Genomic DNA, 17,624 nt, shown 5'->3' with positions numbered 1-17,624 from the left:
GAGACGGACGTTGTGAAGATGTCCGGGTCGGCCAGTAGGTTCAGTCAGGGTTCGTCCTGCCCCACGGGCGGGTCTGTTTCGGTCAAGGGGAATCGCCCGTGAAGTTGTTTGGGAAGCTGTTCGGCAAGAGTGCGCGAGACGAGAACGCGACCACTCGTCACCGCGCACAAGGGGACGAGGAAGGGCAGCGCCCTCTGTTCAGGGACCAGGTGCCTGGACCGGGCGGCGACATTTCCGGAGGTCAGGGCGCGCCGTCGGTTGACCCTGGCCAGTCCGGCGACATAGGTTTCGGGCAACCGTCAACCTCGAGTACGGGTGGAGGGTTTTCCCCGATGTCGGCCCTGGTGTGTACGAGGTGCGGTAACCGCAACGCGGAGAACAGCCGCTTCTGTTCCAACTGCGGCGCGCCGCTGCGTGCCGGCGGGGCGCCCGAGCGCCCGTCCGAGACGACGTCGACGATCTCCATCTCGGGCATCGAGGCCTACGACGCCGAGACCACGGGGCAGACGCAGATTCCCGCGCTCTCCCCTGAGGCACAGGCCGCCGTCGACGCGCTGCCGGTGGGTTCCGCGCTCCTGGTGGTGCGCCGTGGACCGAACTCGGGCAGCCGCTTCCTGCTGGACGGTGAGCTGACCACGGCCGGGCGGCACCCGCAGAGCGACATCTTCCTGGACGACGTGACGGTCTCGCGTCGGCACGTGGAGTTCCGCCGCGCCCAGGACGGCTCGTTCACGGTGGCCGACGTCGGCAGCCTCAACGGCACGTACGTCAACCGCGAGCGGATCGACCAGGTCGCCCTGAACAACGGCGACGAGGTGCAGATCGGCAAGTACCGGCTGGTCTTCTACGCGAGCCAGCGGGGCTTCTGACCTCCCCCGGACCCGTCCGGGGAGACCCAGGGAAGGTCCATGCTGAAAACACCGAGCGGCGGTGCCGGGAACGGCGCCGCCGCCACGGACGGTCGGCCGATGAGCATCGGCACGGTGCTGACCGTGCTCCGCGAGGAGTTCCCTGACGTCACGATCTCCAAGATCCGTTTCCTGGAGTCGGAAGGGCTGGTCGAGCCGCGCCGGACGCCCTCGGGCTATCGCAAATTCGGCCAGCAGGACGTCGAGCGGCTGCGCCACGTCCTGCGGATGCAGCGGGACCACTATCTGCCGCTGAAGGTGATCCGCGAGCATCTGGACGCCATGGAGCGCGGTGAGGCGGCGGCCCTGCCAGCGCTGTGCCGGCAGCGTGACGGCGACGGGGTCCTGGAGCCGGTCGAGGAGCGTACGGCGGCCCGCCTCGGGAGGGCGCAGCTGCTGGCCGCGGCGGGGATCGCCGAGCAGCAGCTCGCCGAGTGGGAGTCGTACGGGCTGATCACCCCCCTGCCGGACGGCGCCTACGACGCGGAGGCGGTGACCGTGGCGACGCTCGTGGCCGAGCTGGGCCGCTTCGGCATCGAGCCGCGGCACCTGCGGGTGATGAAGGCCGCCGCCGACCGTGAGGCCGGACTCGTGGAGCAGGTCGTCGCGCCGCTGAAGCGGCACCGCAACCCGCAGACCAGGGCTCATGCCGAGGCCAGGGCCAAGGAACTGGCCGGGCTCACCGTCCGGCTGCACGCAGCGCTGATGCAGACGGCGCTGGGCGTGCGGCTGCCCTGAGCGGCGTATGCACGGATCGGCCGGATCGGCCACCCGTTCCGGGCCCGACTACCCAAACGTCCCGAGCACGGCCTAGGGTTGCTGTGTGAACGAGCTCGATGTCGTAGGTGTCCGGGTCGAAATGCCCTCCAACCAACCGATCGTGCTCCTGCGTGAAGTGGGAGGCGACCGCTACCTCCCCATCTGGATCGGGCCCGGGGAGGCGACGGCGATCGCCTTCGCCCAGCAGGGCATGGCCCCCGCCCGACCGCTGACCCACGATCTGTTCAAGGACGTGCTCGAGGCGGTCGGCCAGGAGCTCACCGAAGTACGCATCACCGATCTGCGGGAGGGCGTCTTCTACGCCGAGCTGGTCTTCGCCAGCGGGGTCGAGGTGAGCGCCCGTCCGTCCGATGCCATAGCGCTGGCCCTGCGCACCGGAACGCCGATCTATGGCAGCGACGGTGTGCTGGACGACGCGGGGATCGCGATCCCGGACGAGCAGGAGGACGAGGTGGAGAAGTTCCGCGAGTTCCTCGACCAGATCTCGCCGGAGGACTTCGGCACCAGCAGTCAGTGAGACGGCGTGGGCGGCCCGCCCGGCCTGGTCCGGAGCGCGCGGCCCACGGCCCGTCCCGGCCCGGATTCCGGGCATGTGCCACGGGCGAGGGAGGGTGTCATGGGGCCCGGTTCGGGCGCATTCGGCTAGCCTTTCCCCGCGGCGGGGGCACGGGAAACCACTCGTAGGGTGATTATCACTCGGCGTGCCGAGTGTGGCGATCGTTGACGCACCCCCGGTGACTGCCTACCGTCGAGAAGGCAGGTCAAGGACGGAGGTCGGCGTGAGAAGCAGCGGCGGCGGTACGGCTGGGGGTGCACCCGAGCGCGGCCTCGGGGCGAGCGGCCCGTACCCGCTTCACGGCGGCGCTGGCCAGGGCGGTGCGGCCGATCACGCCCCGCCACGACCGGCGGCCGTGCCGAGCAGCGGCGGAGGGGCGGCGTCCATGGCATCCGAGCAGATCGGGTACCGGGGTCCGACGGCGTGCGCGGCCGCCGGGATCACGTACCGGCAACTGGACTACTGGGCCCGTACCGGGCTCGTCGAGCCCAGTGTGCGGCCGGCGCGTACGGGTCGGGGACGCAGCGCCTGTACAGCTTCCGGGACGTCGTCGTCCTCAAGATCGTGAAGCGTTTCCTGGACACCGGTGTGTCCCTGCAGAACATCCGGACCGCCGTCCAGCATCTGCGCGAGCAGGGCTTCCGGGATCTGGAGCGGCTGACCCTGATGAGCGATGGCGCCACCGTGTACGAGTGCACGTCGCCGGACGAGGTCCACGCGCTGCTCCAGGGCGGCCAGGGGATCTTCGGGATCGCCGTCGGGGTGGTGTGGCGGGACGTCGAGAGCGCGCTGTCGCAGCTGCACGGGGAGCGGATCGACACCGGGGAGACGCTGGTCGGGCACAACCCGGCCGATGAGCTGGCGCGGCGGCGCAACCGCGCGGTCTGAGGCGCGCAGCGGCGTTGTCAGTGCCGTAGGGCAGCATCGGAACTGTGAGAAACGCGCCCACCATCCTGCACCTCGACATGGATGCCTTCTACGCGTCGGTGGAGCAGGCGTCCAAGCCGAGCCTGCGGGGGAAGGCCGTCATCGTGGGCGGGCTGGGGCCGCGCGGGTGGTCGCCACGGCCTCGTACGAGGCGCGGATCTTCGGGGTGCACTCCGCCATGCCGATGGCCCAGGCGCGGCGGCTCGCGCCCAACGCCGCGTATCTCGTGCCGCGCTTCTCGATCTACCGGGATGTCAGCGAGCGCGTGATGGGGCTGCTGCGGGAGCTGTCGCCGCTGGTGGAGCCGTTGAGCCTGGACGAGGCGTTCGTGGATCTGGAGGCCGGGGGAGTGGCCTGGGACGCGAGTCCGCCCGGCTGGTGGGGGTGAAGCTGCGCTCCGACATACGGGCCGCCACCGGGCTGGCGGGGTCGGTGGGGCTCGCGGCGTCCAAGATGGTCGCGAAGATCGCCTCGGAGCAGGCCAAGCCGGATGGATTGGTGCTGATCGAGCCGGGGACCGAGCGGGCGTTGCTCGGGCCGATGTCCGTGCGGGTGCTGCCCGGGTGGGGCCGGCCACCGGGGACCATCTGCGGCGGGCCGGGATCCACACCGTCGAGGAGATCGCCGAGGCGGGTGAGGACGAGCTGGTGCGGCTGCTGGGGAAGGCGCACGGGCACGCCCTGTACGCGATGGCGCTGGCCCACGACGAGCGGCCCGTGGTGGCGGAGCGCGAGGCGAAGTCCGTCTCGGTCGAGGACACGTACGACGTGGACATCCATGACCGGGTGCGGGTGGGGCTGGAGGTGCAGCGGCTGGCCGATCGGTGTGTGGGGGCGGTTGCGGAAGCCGGTCTTTCGGGGCGGACGATCGTGCTGAAGGTGCGGCGGTACGACTTCTCGACGTTGACGCGGTCGGAGACGTTGCGGGGGCCGACGGATGATCCGGCGGTGGTGCGGGAGGCTGCGGCGCGGTTGCTGGAGGGGGTGGATACGACCGGAGGTGTGCGGTTGCTGGGGTCGGGGTGAGTGGGCTGGCCGACTACACGCAGGAGGATCTGTTCGCGCAGGCGGCGGGGGGCGGTTGCGGTTGCGGGGGGCGGTGTCGAGGAGGGGGCGGGGGTTGTGGGGGACGGGAGTGAAGGAGAGGGGGATTCTGGGGGTGGGGCTGGAGCTGGGGCCGGGGCTGGGGCTGGGGCTGGGGCTGGGCGTGAGGGCGCCGCAGTCACTCCTGATGCGTCCGTGGCGGCCGAGGCTGGTGACGGGGATGCCGAGGGGCAGGGGCAGGCGGCGGCCGAGCGGCGGTGGCATGCGGGGCACGATGTGCGGCATGCCGAGTATGGGCCCGGGTGGGTGCAAGGGAGTGGGGTCGGGCGGGTGACGGTGCGGTTCGAGACGCCGGAGTCCGGGCCGGGGCGGGTGCGGACGTTTCGGGTCGATGATCCGGCGTTGGAGGTGGCGGAGCCGTTGCCGTTGGTTTCGGGTGGGGGGGAAGCGGTGGGTTCTGGTGTGCGGGGGGAGGCGTCGCCGCCTGTGGTGCGGGGGTAGGGGGTGCGGGGTGCTTGTGCTGGGCTGCGGTGCCGGTGCCGGTGCCGGTGACGGTGACGGTGCTTGGGCGGGGCCCGGGTTGGAGTGCGGGGCGGAGGGGCGCGGCCGCGCTTGCGGGTGCCGCTGCGCCCACCCGTGCCGCCCCAGCGGCACGACTGCCCGCAGCTGAGGCGGCACGGGTGCCCGCAGTTGGGGGGGGTGGTGCCCGGAGCTATGGCGGGGTGGTGCCTGTGCAGTCGCCGTCCGCCGGCTCCGACTGAGCAGCGGCACGGCGGCCCGCATGGTCATCGGCGTCGCGGTCGCGGGTACCGGTGCCATCGCCCCCCTGGGGAGTTGGTCGTCGGCGCGGCTGGGGTGGGTGGTGTGTGGCTGCGGCACGGTTGGGATCCGCTACGGCGAGTCGGGTGGGCGCAGCCTATGGAGGGGCCGTGCCCGCGCAGTGGGCGAGCGGAGCGCCAGTACGGCTGGGGCGGGGGCCCGGGGGGTGGAGGGCGGGGCGGAGAGCGCGGCGGCGTTTGGGGGTGCCGCTGTGCCACCCGTGCCGCCCCAGCGGCACGACTGCCCGCAGTTGGGATGGGGCGGCCGGGCGCAGCTTCGGAGGGGGAGTGTGCGCAGCTGCGGGGAGGGCTCGGGGCGCGGTGGGTCAGGGGTGGGGGGTTTTGTCGTCGGGGGTGTTTGTGGGCCAGGGTGCCGAAGTCGTGGTCGGGGGGTGGGGGGCCTGGAGACACGTCGAGGCCGTAGTGGTGGTAGAGCTGGAGTTCCTGTTCGGGGGAGAGGTGGCGGCCTACACCGAAGTCGGGGGCGTCCTTGATGAGGGCGCGGTCGAAGGGACGTGCAGGTGCCGTCCACCAGTTCGCTGGGCTCCAGGGGGACGAAGGCGTCGCGGGAGAAGAGTCCGGTGCGTATCGCCGCCCATTCGGGTATACCGGTCGCGTCGTCCAGGTACACCTCGTCGATGGTGCCGATCTTGGTGCCGTTGCGGTCGAAGGCCTTGCGGCCGATCAGGTTGCGCGGATCGATGTCGGTCTGCACGGTCCCTCCACTTGGTCGCAAGTCATCCGTCAGCACTACGAAAAGCCAGATCCGTGACGGCGGCCACTCGAAGGTTCGTGCGGCGACCCCGCTGGTAGGCTGGAACCGGCTGCTGACCCCGTGCGGGAGAGTCCTCCGGAGATCACCGGAGGCGCCGAAGGAGCAAATCCTCCCCGGAATCTCTCAGGCACACGTACCGCACGGACGAGGTCACTCTGAAAGCAGGGCGGGTGTCGACGGCTCCCGCTCTCACCGACGGTGAAAGCCGGGACCCTCGGGCGCCCGGTGAAGCTCTCAGGTTGAGATGACAGAGGGGGAGGCCGTCCGGGTACCCGTGCCGTGGTGCCCCACGAAGGTCGCGTCAGACCAGGAGGCCTCCGCAATGACCGCCCACCGCATTCCGCTCTCCGAGCTCGAGCAAGGGATTCCCTTCGAGCAGCGTCACATCGGTCCCGATTCCGAGGCGCGGGCCAAGATGCTCGCCCACGTCGGCTATGGCTCGCTCGACGAGCTGACCGCCGCCGCGTGCCGGACGTGATCAAGAACGCGGACGCGCTCGACCTGCCGGCGCCGGACCGAGGCCGAGGTGCTGGCCGAGCTGCGCTCCCTCGCCGACCGGAACCAGGTCCTGGACTCGATGGTCGGCCTCGGCTACTACGGGACGTTCACCCCGCCGGTCATCCTGCGCAACGTCATGGAGAACCCGGCCTGGTACACGGCCTACACGCCGTACCAGCCGGAGATCTCCCAGGGCCGGCTGGAGGCCCTGCTGAATTTCCAGACGATGGTCGCCGACCTCACCGGGCTGCCGACCTCCGGCGCCTCGCTGCTGGACGAGGGCACCGCCGCCGCCGAGGCGATGGCCCTGTCGCTGCGCATGGGCAAGAACAAGAAGGGCCTCTTCCTGGTCGACGCGGACGCCCTTCCGCAGACCATCGCCGTGATCCAGACCCGTGCCGAGCCCACGGGCGTGGAGGTCGTGGTCGCCGACCTCGGCGACGGCATCCCGGCCGAGATCGCCGAGCGTGAGATCAACGGCGTGCTCCTGCAGTACCCGGGCGCCTCCGGTGCCGTACGGGACCTCACGCCCGTCATCGAGCAGGCCCATGAGCTCGGCGCCCTGGTGACCGTCGCCGCCGACCTGCTGGCGCTGACCCTGCTGAAGTCGCCCGGCGAGCTCGGCGCGGACATCGCGGTGGGCACCACGCAGCGGTTCGGTGTGCCGATGGGCTTCGGCGGGCCGCACGCCGGTTACATGGCGGTGCGCGAGAAGTTCGCGCGCAGCCTGCCGGGCCGCCTCGTGGGCGTGTCCGTGGACGCCGACGGCAACAAGGCGTACCGGCTCGCTCTGCAGACCCGCGAGCAGCACATCCGCCGGGAGAAGGCGACCAGCAACATCTGCACCGCCCAGGTGCTGCTCGCCGTGATGGCCGGCATGTACGCCGTCTACCACGGCCCCGACGGTCTCAAGGGCATCGCCGCCCGCACCCACCGCTACGCCTCGATCCTCGCCGCGGGCCTGTCGGCCGGCGGGGTCGAGGTCGTGCACGGTTCGTTCTTCGACACGGTGACGGCCCGCGTGCCCGGGAAGGCCGCCGACGTCGTCGCCGCCGCCCGCGACCACGGGGTGAACCTGCGCCTCGTCGACGCCGACCACGTGTCCGTCGCCTGCGACGAGACGACCACCCGGTCCCAGGTCTCCTCCGTGTGGAAGGCGTTCGGCGTCGAGGGCCGTATCGACGCGCTGGACGCGGCGGCCGGGGACGCGCTCCCCGAGGCGCTGCTGCGCGGCGACGAGTACCTGACGCACCCGGTCTTCCACCAGCACCGCTCCGAGACCGCGATGCTGCGCTACCTGCGCCGGCTCGCCGACCGCGACTACGCGCTCGACCGCGGCATGATCCCGCTGGGCTCCTGCACGATGAAGCTCAACGCGACGACCGAGATGGAGCCGGTGACCTGGCCGGAGTTCGGCCAGCTGCACCCGTTCGCGCCCGCCGAGCAGGCGGAGGGCTACCTCACCCTCATCCGCGAGCTGGAGGAGCGTCTCGCCGAGGTCACCGGCTACGACAAGGTCTCCCTCCAGCCGAACGCCGGTTCGCAGGGCGAGCTGGCCGGTCTGCTCGCCGTGCGCGGCTACCACCGGGCCAACGGCGACGACCAGCGGACCGTCTGCCTGATCCCGTCCTCCGCGCACGGCACGAACGCCGCCAGCGCCGTGATGGCCGGGATGAAGGTCGTCGTCGTGAAGACCGCCGAGGACGGCGAGATCGACGTCGAGGACCTGCGGGCGAAGATCGAGAAGCACCGTGACGAGCTCGCCGTGCTGATGATCACCTACCCGTCCACGCACGGTGTGTTCGAGGAGCACGTCGCCGACATCTGCGCGCAGGTGCACGAGGCCGGCGGCCAGGTGTACGTCGACGGCGCCAACCTCAACGCGCTGGTGGGGCTGGCGAAGCCCGGCCACTTCGGCGGCGACGTCTCGCACCTGAACCTGCACAAGACCTTCTGCATCCCGCACGGCGGCGGCGGTCCGGGCGTCGGCCCGGTCGGCGTGCGCGCGCACCTCGCGCCGTACCTGCCGAACCACCCGCTGCAGCCCGCGGCCGGGCCCGAGACGGGCGTCGGCCCGATCTCGGCCGCTCCCTGGGGTTCCGCCGGCATCCTGCCCATCTCGTGGGCGTACGTCCGCCTCATGGGCGGCGAGGGCCTGAAGCGGGCCACGCAGGTGGCCGTGCTCAGCGCCAACTACATCGCCAAGCGCCTCGAGCCGCACTACCCGGTGCTGTACACCGGTCCGGGCGGGCTGGTCGCGCACGAGTGCATCATCGACCTGCGGCCGCTGACCAAGGCGACCGGCGTCAGCGTGGACGACGTGGCCAAGCGCCTCATCGACTACGGCTTCCACGCGCCGACGATGTCCTTCCCGGTGGCCGGCACGCTGATGATCGAGCCGACCGAGTCCGAGGACCTGACCGAGCTGGACCGGTTCTGCGACGCGATGATCGCCATCCGCGCGGAGATCGAGAAGGTCGGCTCGGGCGAGTGGCCCGCCGAGGACAACCCGCTGCGCAACGCCCCGCACACCGCCGGTGCGCTCGGCGGCGCGTGGGAGCACGCGTACAGCCGCGAGGAGGCCGTGTTCCCGGCCGGGGTGTCGGCCGCCGACAAGTACTGGCCGCCGGTGCGCCGGATCGACCAGGCCTTCGGCGACCGGAACCTGGTGTGCTCGTGCCCGCCGATGGACGCGTACGAGGGCTGACCGTCCCCTGATGTGAAGGGCTCCGCCCCCGGCTGTACCGGCCGGGGGCGGAGCCCTTTCGGTCGGCTGCCGACTTCCTTGTGACGGCTGGGCGTTCAGGGCGCTACCGTGCGTGAGCATGCCCGGACACACGTGGGGGCCGGCTCGCAGTCGGAGTCTGCGACCGGCCCCTGGAAGAACTCCGGGCGTACGGCGGGCGCCGCCCGGTACCGCGGGACTACGCGGCGGTGACCACCCTGGCGGCGCCCAGCGGACGGTGCGGGGCGATGATCTGGCCGTCCGGCAGGAGTTCACCGGTGTCCTCGAAGAGGAGGACGCCGTTGCACAGCAGGCTCCAGCCCTGCTCCGGGTGGTGCGCCACGAGTCGGGCGGATTCCCGGTCGGCGGAGTCGGCTGACGGGCACGGTGGTTGGTGCTGGCACATGGAAGGGATCTTTCGCTCTGTCGTGACGGATGTGATGGCTGGTGTGGCTGTGTCGCGGCGTGAAGCTTCGCTCATGGCCGCCCCCCGTTGTCGAGTCGGTCGGAACCCAGTGTTGCCCTACGGCCGGTAATCCGCAGGGATTTGGCAGCACCGCTTCTCACTCGTTCAGGACGCGTCACCCGCGCGGGCGGTTCATCCCCACCGCACTGTCCCTTCGGGTGGTTTCACCTGGCCTGATGGGGCTAGTCCCGGGTGGCCCTCGAACGCCGTGCACCCCGCCACCAGGAGTGGTGACGGGGTGCACGGGCCTCGGATCTCGCGCCTCGGCCGGTCAGGCCGGCGAACCGAGCAGGGGTGGCAGGGGTGGCAGCGGGGTCGGCGTGGCCCGCAGGGTGAGGACGGGCAGCAGGTCGGCCACCCGGTGCGGGACGTGGGAGGCGATGCCGGGAGGCGCCGGCGCCAGCGGGATGAGGACGTCCGCGGGGTCGGGGTGGCCGGAGGCGGCGTCGGCGGTGCTGTCGGCGTGCAGCCACAGGGTGAGCATGTAGAGGCCGGGGAACGACAGCAGACGCGGCTGGTACGGCTGCGGCAGCGTCTCGGCCTGGCGCAGCGCGCGCTCGGTCGACGTGATGTAGGGGCCCTCGAAGAAGTGCGAGAAGGTCCAGCCGTCGGGGGTCAGCCGGGTCTCGGCCGCGGCCACCGCGCGTTCGCCGGACCGGATCAGAAAACGCCAGCCGGCCAGCCGGGTCGCGGACAGGCCTCCCGGCGTGAGCTCGTCCAGGACATGGACCGGCAGCGGGAGTTCGGGCGTGGTGGGCCCCTGCGCGGCGCGCAGGGAGGGAGTTCGGGCCTCGCTGACGGCGGTGGGGGAACCGAGCGCGGTCAGGACGGAGCGCAGGGCGGGCGCGGGAGCCGGGGGAACGTGCAGCGGCATGGTGGGTCGCCTCTCATTCGACAGGCACGATGGCGCGAGGGCGGGGCAGGGCGGACAGCGCTGTCTGCTCGGGGGGAGGCCAGAGATGCCGGGGAGCCGGGGTCCTGAAGCGCGGGGGATGTCGGGCCTGCCGTACGTCACCTGGACGACAGGTACGGGGACCGCGGGTGCCGACCCTCTGCCTGATAGCGCAGTTTATACGACGACTGTTCAGATGATGTTTCGTCTAGCCGATCCTGGTGTACACGGCAAGGGTGCATTCGGTCGGCGATATGCGGGAGAAAATCCCCATTGCCGGCCGGAGGTGTGGTGATGACCTCGAAAAACGTCCGGGGCGCGGTCGGCCAATTGTCGTCGGCGTTTTTCACGAGTTCGTGAACCCGCGGAAACCGCGCTGTGCCGCTTGCCCGGTGAATGTGCCACCGGTCACATCGGAACAGACTAGCGGGCCACACGCCCGGGCGGGCACGTTATCGATCGCCTTGGCTGGGCATCATCCCACCTGACCCGCGAGACCGGCGGCCGATCCTCGGCCCGCCCATCCGAGGAGGACATCGATGGGGGAGAAGGTCGTGGCAGGTCGGTTCGACCTGTCCGATCGTCAGCACTACCGCGACAAGCTGCGGCAGTGCCTGACGGGGCTGGAGCGGCTGCTGGAGGAGCGGCGGTTCGACCGTCCCAGGAATCTGCTGGGGCTGGAGATCGAGTTGAATCTCGCCGGCGCCGACGGTATGCCGAAAATGTTGAACGGACAGGTGCTGGAGCGCATCGCCAGCCGGGACTTCCAGACGGAACTCGCGATGTTCAACCTGGAGGTCAACATAGCCCCGCACCGACTGGAGGGCCGCGTTTTCGACCAGCTCGGCGAGGAACTCCGTACGTCGCTGGCATATGCCGACCGAAAAGCGGGAGAGGTCGACGCGGGAATCGTGATGATCGGCATTCTGCCGACCCTCGACCGTGACGACCTGGTCTCCTCGAACCTCTCCGAGGTGGACCGCTACGCGCTCCTCAACGAGCAGATCGTGGCGGCGCGCGGCGAGGACTTCACGCTCGACATCGATGGCGTGGAACGCCTGACGTGCACCTCGAAGTCGATCGCGCCCGAAGCGGCCTGCACCTCCGTGCAGCTGCATCTCCAGGTCACCCCGGGCCGCTTCGCCGACGTCTGGAACGCCGCCCAGGCGGTCGCCGCCGCACAGATCGCGGTCGGCGCCAACTCGCCGTTCCTCTTCGGCCGCGAGCTGTGGCGCGAGTCCCGCCCGCCCCTGTTCCAGCAGTCCACCGACACCCGCCCGCCCGAGCTCCAGGCGCAAGGCGTACGGCCGCGCACCTGGTTCGGGGAGCGCTGGATCACCTCGGCGTACGACCTCTTCGAGGAGAACCTGCGCTACTTCCCAGCCCTGCTGCCGATCTGCGACGACGAGGACCCGCTCGAGGTGCTGGACGCCGGCGGCACCCCCACCCTCTCCGAGCTCGTCCTGCACAACGGCACCGTCTACCGCTGGAACCGGCCCGTCTACGACATCGCCGACGGCGTACCGCACCTGCGTGTGGAGAACCGCGTCCTGCCCGCCGGACCCACCGTCACCGACATCATCGCCAACGCGGCCTTCTACTACGGAGTCGTCCGCGCCCTCGCCGAGGAGACGCGGCCCGTCTGGACCCGGATGCCCTTCGAAGCGGCCGCCGCCAACTTCGACGCCGCGTGCAAGGACGGCATCGACGCCCGGCTGCGCTGGCCGCGCCGCGGACGGCACGGCGCCATGGCCGAGGTCGACGCCGTCAGCCTCGTCCGCGACGAGCTGCTGCCGCTGGCGGCGTCCGGGCTGGACGCGTGGGGGGTCGAACCGGCCGACCGCGACTTCTACCTGGGCGTCATCGAGGAGCGCTGCCGCCGGCGCACCAACGGCGCGTCCTGGCAGGCGGCCACCTTCCACCGGGCCCTGGAGGCCGGGCTGAGCCGGGACGCCGCGCTGGCCGCGACCACCCGGCGCTACCGGGAGCTGATGCACCGCGGCGAGCCCGTGCACACCTGGCCGGTGGGCCTGCCGGAGCCGGTGCCGGCGGTGTGAGGACCGCCCGGCGGGGCGGGCGGTTCGCCGTCAGCCCCGCCGGTCCGGGGACGCCGCCTTCACGATCGCCTTCAGGATGGCCGTCTCCATCTGGGCCGGGTCCGTCACCTCGTGCCCCGAGCCGCCGGTGGCCTTCGCGATCCGGTCGGCCTCCTCGCGGTCGGCGTCCGGGCCCACCGCGATCATGATGAGCGGAAGCGGGCGCTTGGGATCGGCGAGTTCCTCCAGCCGTGCGAGGAGACCGGCCCGTGAGACGCTGCCCGGGTCCTCGTTGACGCCGTCCGTGAGGACGACCACCGCGTTGAACCTGCCCTTCGCGTAGGACCTGGTCGCCTCCCGGTACGCGGCGAGCGTCGTGTCGTACAGGCCCGTCGCGCCGTCCTTCACCGGCTTCAGCTTTCCGAACGCCGTCTCCAGGCGGTCGCGTTGGGTGACGTCGCCCTCGCTGTCCCCCAGGCGCCCGGCCGGTACGCGCACGCGGTAGTCCTTGGCGCCGTCCAGCGCGGTGGAGAAGTCCCACAGGCCGATCTCGTCGTCCGCCGTGAATGTGTCCAGCGCGCGGCGCAGCGACGCCTTGGTGACGTCCATACGGGACCGCTCGGTCGCAGGCACCCGCTCCGCCATGGACGCGGAGGCGTCCACGACCATGGTGATCCGCGCGCTGCGCACGGTGATCTCCCAGACGCCGAGCGACTCCTGGAGCGCGACCCCCGTCGCCGGACGGTCCACGGGCTTCGCGTACGGCTGGGAGGGGCTGCCGCCGGCCCGCTCGACCAAGCCGTCGGGCACCCGCTCGTCGGACGTGCGGAAGCCGTGGCGCTCCAGCAGGCGCTGCTGCTCCGGGTCGTCGAGATAGCTCATGAACCGGATCGCCGCCCGGCTCTCGTCGGTCGTCAGCCCGGTCTGGTCGAGCAGCGCGTACGGGTAGTCGAGCCGCGGCGCCCCGTCCTCCGGGTAGAAGAAGTCCAGGTCACGGGCGTCCTCGGTGGCCGCGTTGTAGCGGAAGGCGGCCTGCTCGCTGAGGATCACCGCCTGGTTGCGCCGGGGGTTGGCCGACTCGGTGTCCGAGGTGTCGCGCGGCAGCGTCTCCAGGACCTGCCCGTCGCCGTCGGTGACCCGTTCCGACAGCGCCTTCATCAGGCCCGCCGCGCGGGTGTCGCCGCCCTTCGCGGCGCCCGCGGCCGCGCTCACCCGGGTCAGCGCGAGCAGCCCGGCCGCGCTCCGCGCAGGGTCGGCCGCCCCGAGCCGCACGGGACCGCCGCCCAGGGTGGCCGCGGCCAGCTCCGTCCAGGTGTACGTCCGGTCCGGCCAGCCCAGCGACTTCGCGGCGGCCGGGGCCATCGCGACCCCGACCGGCGAGGTGGCGACATGGCCGATCGTGGAGACCTCGGCGCTGCCGCCGTTCGCCGTGAGCCGCTGCACCCAGGCTTGCGAGTCCGGCACCCACACCTCGGCGCCGGGGTCCTCGTCCGCCGTCAGCGCCGTGGCGACCTGGTGCGGCTCCCGGGCGATCACGGTCACGGCCACGCACCGCCCGTCCGAGGTGAGACCGGCACGCCGGGCACGTTCGGCGGCCGTCTGCAGCGCGGGCGCCACCTCGGGGGCGGCCAGCAGCCTCAGCCGTACCGCGTCGTCCTGGCACGACGTGCCGAAGGAGAGCAGGCCCTGCGCGACCGCGGCGGCCGTACCGCCGGCCACCGTCAGCGCCACGGCCGTCACCAGCGCCAGCCGGCGACGGAAGGCGCGCCGACGGGGGTCGCCGCTGCCCGCTCCATACTGATCGGGCAAGCTGTGACGTCCCATGACGGTGGTGCCCCTCCCTGTCGCCCCGCCCGCTCCCGCGCCGCACTCCGCCGTGCGGCGGGCGGAGGGGCGGTGCGGGCGGTGCGCCCCGTACGGAACCGGAACCCCGTCCCCCGACGGCGGGCCCCGCACGGTCCTCGTTGCTTTTTTCGAGACCCTAGCGGGGCGGCGATCAGGATGAGACGGGATTAGCCAACTGGAGGCAGGTGTGCAGGGCGAGGCAGATCCCCTGGCCGATTCCTTTCCGCGCGAGCGGCCGGCACGGCGGATCCTCCGTGACGAGACGCTGCTCGTCCTCGCGCTCTCGCTCGGCGCGAGCGGGGTGTCCGCCCTGATCAGTTTCATCGGGTCCGTGACGAAGCCGGGCGGCCTCAAGGACCAGGCGGCCACGCTCAACGCCTCGGCGGCGCCCGGGCGTCCCTGGCTGGACCTGGCCTGGCAGCTGTTCGGGATCGCCAGCGCGCTGGTGCCCGTCGCGCTGGTCGCGCACCTCCTCATGCGGGAGGGGCGGAGCATGCGGACGATCGGCTTCGACCGCGGGCGGCCCTGGTTCGACCTGGGCCGGGGCGCGGGGATCGCGGCGGTGATCGGCAGCACCGGGATCGCGTTCTACCTCGCCGTCCGTGAACTCGGCTTCAACCTGACGGTGGTGCCCGAGGCGCTGCCGGACGTGTGGTGGAAGTACCCGGTGCTGATCCTGTCGGCCGCGCAGAACGCCGTCCTGGAAGAGGTCATCGTCGTCGGGTATCTGCTGCGGCGGCTGGGGCAGCTGGGCTGGACGCCCGGCGCCGCGCTGGTGGCCAGCTCCGTGCTGCGCGGCTCCTACCACCTCTACCAGGGCATCGGCGGCTTCCTCGGCAACATGGTGATGGGCGTCGTCTTCGTCCTCCTCTACCGGCGCTGGGGGCGGGTGGGCCCGCTGGTCGTCGCCCATACCCTGCTCGACATCGGGGCGTTCGTCGGATACGCCCTGCTGGCGGGCCGCGTCGACTGGCTGCCGACGGCCTGACCCGGCGGGCGCGTCGGGAGACGTAACGAGGGGGTACGGCGAAAGGGGGCGTACGAACGGCTCGTACGCCCCCTTTCGCCGTACCCGGCGGCTCCTCAGGCGTGCAGCTCGCCCTCGATGACCGTGACCGCGCGTCCGCTCAGCAGGGTGCGGTCGCCGCGCAGTTCGACACGGACGTGGCCGGGGCGCATGGACGCCTGGAGACCCGTCAGCTCGGTGCTGCCGAGGCGCTCGGACCAGAACGGCGCGAGCGCGGTGTGGGCGCTCCCGGTGACGGCGTCCTCGTCGACGCCGACGTTCGGGAAGAAGCCGCGGCTGACGAAGTCGTGGCCCAGGGCGGGGTCCTCGGCGCGGGCGGTGGCGATGACCCCGCGCTCGGAGTGCGCGCCGAGCGCGCGGAAGTCGGGGGCCAGGGCGCGGACCGTCTTCTCGTCGGCGAGTTCGACCAGCAGGTCGCCGACGTACGGGCCGGTGTCGAAGGCGATCAGCGGCTCGGCGCCGAGGGCCTCGGCGAGCCCGTCGGGCAGCGGCACGGGGGTCAGCGGGGCGGTCGGGAAGTCCAGCGTGATCGAACCGTCCGCGCGGGGCGTGGCGACGAGGACGCCGCTGCGGGTGGCGAACCGCACGGGGCCCTCGTGGGTGCGGGTGCTGTGCACGACGTGGGCCGTGGCGAGGGTGGCGTGACCGCACATGGCCACCTCGGCGGCGGGCGTGAACCAGCGCAGCGCCCAGTCGGCCTCCCCGCCCTCGGGCAGTCGGTGCGCGAACGCCGTCTCGGGATGGTTGACCTCCCTGGCCACGTCCTGCAGCCAGGCGTCCGCCGGGAAGGCGTCGAGGAGGAGGACCCCCGCCGGGTTGCCGGAGAAGGGGCGGTCGGTGAAGGCGTCGACGATTCGAATGCGCATGTCGCCGACGGTAGGCGGTGCCGGGAGCGGAGGGCCAAGGCCAATCGGGGGGTGCTGGACCGGTGTCCGCTCAGAAGGGCGGTTCGGTGGAGCGGTCGCCGGCGCGGGGTATGACGACCGGCTCGCCTGGCGGGGGCTGCCGCAGGACGCGCAGGGCCTCCTCGACGCGACCGAGCTCGACCAGGCGCTCCGCGCGGGGCAAGGCGTTCGCGTCCGGGTGCCGTTCCAGCATGGCGACGGCGTCTTCGGTGCGGCCGGCGGCGGCGAGCAGGCCGGCGAGGCCGCGGGCCGCGTACCAGGTGTCCCCTTCGGGGTGGCTCCGAGCCAGTTCGGTCGCTTCGTCGAGCAGACCGTGACCGGCCATCAGGCCGAGCCGGAACTGCAGGATCTGCCACTCCTCCTCGCCGCCGCGGCGCGCCTTGAGGACGTCGAGGTGGTGCAGCCCCTCCTCGGCCCGGCCGTGCTCGGCATACAGGTCGCAGAGCCGGTCGACGACCCAGTCCTCGGCGCCGCCGGGCCGGTCGGCGAGCTCGCGCACCACCGCGATCGCCTCGTCGCTCCGCCCGCACCGGACCAGGAGTTCGGACAACGGGACCGCCACATGCCACAGGCCGTCGGGCCGGCCGGCGAAGTCCCGGTAGGCGGCGATCGCCTCTTCCACGTCGCCGCGCTCCTCCAGCACCTCGGCCAGACGCCGCACGGCGTGCCCGTGGTACTCCGAGGCCGCGTACGCGCGCAGTTCCTCGATCCGGCCGTGCCGGGCCAGCAGGTCGGCCAGCGCGTCGCGGTCGTTGACCGACGTGCTGTCCCGGCGGCCCAGCAGGGCGATCGCCTCGTCGGTCCTGCCCTGCCGCTCCCGGACCGCGGCGAGCAGGTCGATCGCGTTCCACGGCTCGAGGCGGACGTTCGTACAGTCCGGGTCCTCACAGGCGGGGGCCGCCGACGCGATCCGGTCCTCCAGCAGCGCCGCGGTCTCCTCGTCCATCCCGGCCGCGCCGGCGGCGTCGACCAGGGCCTCGGCGAGGAACCAGTCCTCGATCCCGGACCGCAGCAGCGCGAACGCCTCGGCGCCCCGGCCGTGACGGGTCAGCAGGCCGGCGAAGAAGTGCAGGACCAGCCTGTTCCCGCGCTCCACGTACGGCCGGCACAGGGCGACCGCCTCCTCGGCCCGGCCCCAGTCCTCCAGCAGCTCGGCCCGCGCCCGGACCGCCGGCCACCAGCCCGTCGCCACATAGGGGGCGAGGACTTCCGATGCCCGCTCCTGCTGCCGCCGCTCACCCAGCCGCCGCGCCCACTCCCGCGCGCAGAACCACTCCCCGCGTGCGGCCTGCACCTCCACCTCCCGCTCATGGCCGCGGGCGAGCAGCCGGGTGACCAGGGAGGAAGGGATGAAGCCCGCGGAGGACCGGGCCCGGCGTTCGAGATCAGCAGCGTCCACAGCGCCGCACACTAGACGCCGCCT

At 72.2% G+C, this 17,624-nt stretch carries 10 protein-coding genes, 5 pseudogenes and 1 riboswitch; of the genes and pseudogenes, 9 read left to right on the top strand and 6 right to left on the bottom strand.

The window, feature by feature from the left end; all coding sequences use genetic code 11:
• Nucleotides 1-332 precede the first annotated feature (332 nt).
• From F8R89_RS37225 to F8R89_RS37330, 6 genes and pseudogenes are all read left to right on the top strand, one after another.
• Nucleotides 333-869, top strand: a complete 537-nt coding sequence (locus F8R89_RS37225; protein ID WP_283289697.1) for an FHA domain-containing protein — start codon at nt 333-335, stop codon at nt 867-869.
• A 39-nt stretch (nt 870-908) separates the two neighbouring features.
• The gene (locus F8R89_RS05870; RefSeq protein ID WP_151782970.1) at nt 909-1,646 is read left to right on the top strand and encodes a MerR family transcriptional regulator; all 738 of its coding nucleotides are present in this window, start codon (nt 909-911) and stop codon (nt 1,644-1,646) included.
• An 85-nt stretch (nt 1,647-1,731) separates the two neighbouring features.
• A complete protein-coding gene (locus tag F8R89_RS05865; protein WP_004002801.1) occupies nt 1,732-2,205 on the top strand; it encodes a bifunctional nuclease family protein in 474 nt (157 codons plus the stop codon).
• Between the two features lie 424 nt (nt 2,206-2,629).
• A pseudogene (locus F8R89_RS05860) lies at nt 2,630-3,132 on the top strand (MerR family transcriptional regulator).
• Between the two features lie 44 nt (nt 3,133-3,176).
• A pseudogene (locus F8R89_RS05855) lies at nt 3,177-4,246 on the top strand (DNA polymerase IV); the annotation flags it as partial.
• Between the two features lie 163 nt (nt 4,247-4,409).
• A pseudogene (locus F8R89_RS37330) lies at nt 4,410-4,715 on the top strand (DNA polymerase IV); the annotation flags it as partial.
• Between the two features lie 680 nt (nt 4,716-5,395).
• On the opposite strand, the pseudogene F8R89_RS05845 reads toward F8R89_RS37330, so the two are convergent.
• Nucleotides 5,396-5,747 (bottom strand): annotated as a pseudogene (locus tag F8R89_RS05845) (PRC-barrel domain-containing protein); the annotation flags it as partial.
• Between the two features lie 113 nt (nt 5,748-5,860).
• A riboswitch (glycine riboswitch) is annotated at nt 5,861-5,956 on the top strand.
• 173 nt (nt 5,957-6,129) lie between these two features.
• Between F8R89_RS05845 and gcvP the strand changes: the two are divergent.
• A pseudogene (gene gcvP / locus F8R89_RS05840) lies at nt 6,130-9,012 on the top strand (aminomethyl-transferring glycine dehydrogenase).
• A 217-nt stretch (nt 9,013-9,229) separates the two neighbouring features.
• Here gcvP and F8R89_RS05835 read toward each other — a convergent pair.
• Both F8R89_RS05835 and F8R89_RS05830 read right to left on the bottom strand, forming a co-directional pair.
• Entirely contained in the window at nt 9,230-9,436 is a 207-nt protein-coding gene (locus F8R89_RS05835) for a DUF5999 family protein (protein WP_151782969.1), read from the bottom strand.
• Between the two features lie 331 nt (nt 9,437-9,767).
• Nucleotides 9,768-10,370: a hypothetical protein gene (locus F8R89_RS05830; protein ID WP_151782968.1), complete on the bottom strand. Its 603-nt coding sequence runs from the start codon at nt 10,368-10,370 to the stop codon at nt 9,768-9,770.
• 557 nt (nt 10,371-10,927) lie between these two features.
• On the opposite strand from F8R89_RS05830, the gene F8R89_RS05825 reads away from it, so the two are divergent.
• Nucleotides 10,928-12,445: a glutamate-cysteine ligase family protein gene (locus tag F8R89_RS05825; protein WP_151782967.1), complete on the top strand. Its 1,518-nt coding sequence runs from the start codon at nt 10,928-10,930 to the stop codon at nt 12,443-12,445.
• Nucleotides 12,446-12,475: 30 nt separating this feature from the next.
• Here the strand turns inward: F8R89_RS05825 and F8R89_RS05820 are convergent, their stop codons facing one another.
• Nucleotides 12,476-14,248, bottom strand: a complete 1,773-nt coding sequence (locus tag F8R89_RS05820; protein WP_151782966.1) for a substrate-binding and VWA domain-containing protein — start codon at nt 14,246-14,248, stop codon at nt 12,476-12,478.
• Between the two features lie 208 nt (nt 14,249-14,456).
• Between F8R89_RS05820 and F8R89_RS05815 the strand changes: the two genes are divergently transcribed.
• Entirely contained in the window at nt 14,457-15,257 is an 801-nt protein-coding gene (locus F8R89_RS05815) for a CPBP family intramembrane glutamic endopeptidase (protein WP_151782965.1), read from the top strand.
• 95 nt (nt 15,258-15,352) lie between these two features.
• Here the strand turns inward: F8R89_RS05815 and F8R89_RS05810 are convergent, their stop codons facing one another.
• On the bottom strand, nt 15,353-16,162 hold the full coding sequence (locus tag F8R89_RS05810; RefSeq protein ID WP_151782964.1) for a PhzF family phenazine biosynthesis protein: 810 nt from the start codon (nt 16,160-16,162) through the stop codon (nt 15,353-15,355).
• 70 nt (nt 16,163-16,232) lie between these two features.
• Nucleotides 16,233-17,600 (bottom strand): tetratricopeptide repeat protein, encoded by a 1,368-nt coding sequence (locus F8R89_RS05805; RefSeq protein WP_151782963.1) that lies wholly within the window; start codon nt 17,598-17,600, stop codon nt 16,233-16,235.
• Nucleotides 17,601-17,624 lie beyond the last annotated feature (24 nt).

The organism is Streptomyces sp. SS1-1, assembly GCF_008973465.1.
In the GTDB taxonomy this organism is placed as follows: domain Bacteria; phylum Actinomycetota; class Actinomycetes; order Streptomycetales; family Streptomycetaceae; genus Streptomyces.
This window is presented reverse-complemented; position numbering and strand designations above follow the sequence as displayed.

Excerpts from the sequence above, each read along its gene's own strand:
- F8R89_RS37225 (WP_283289697.1), top strand. The coding sequence starts at position 333 with ATGTCGGCCCTGGTGTGTACGAGGTGCGGTAACCGCAACGCGGAGAAC.
- F8R89_RS05870 (WP_151782970.1), top strand. The coding sequence starts at position 909 with ATGCTGAAAACACCGAGCGGCGGTGCCGGGAACGGCGCCGCCGCCACG.
- F8R89_RS05835 (WP_151782969.1), bottom strand. The coding sequence starts at position 9,436 with ATGTGCCAGCACCAACCACCGTGCCCGTCAGCCGACTCCGCCGACCGG.
- F8R89_RS05830 (WP_151782968.1), bottom strand. The coding sequence starts at position 10,370 with ATGCCGCTGCACGTTCCCCCGGCTCCCGCGCCCGCCCTGCGCTCCGTC.
- F8R89_RS05825 (WP_151782967.1), top strand. The coding sequence starts at position 10,928 with ATGGGGGAGAAGGTCGTGGCAGGTCGGTTCGACCTGTCCGATCGTCAG.
- F8R89_RS05820 (WP_151782966.1), bottom strand. The coding sequence starts at position 14,248 with ATGGGACGTCACAGCTTGCCCGATCAGTATGGAGCGGGCAGCGGCGAC.
- F8R89_RS05810 (WP_151782964.1), bottom strand. The coding sequence starts at position 16,162 with ATGCGCATTCGAATCGTCGACGCCTTCACCGACCGCCCCTTCTCCGGC.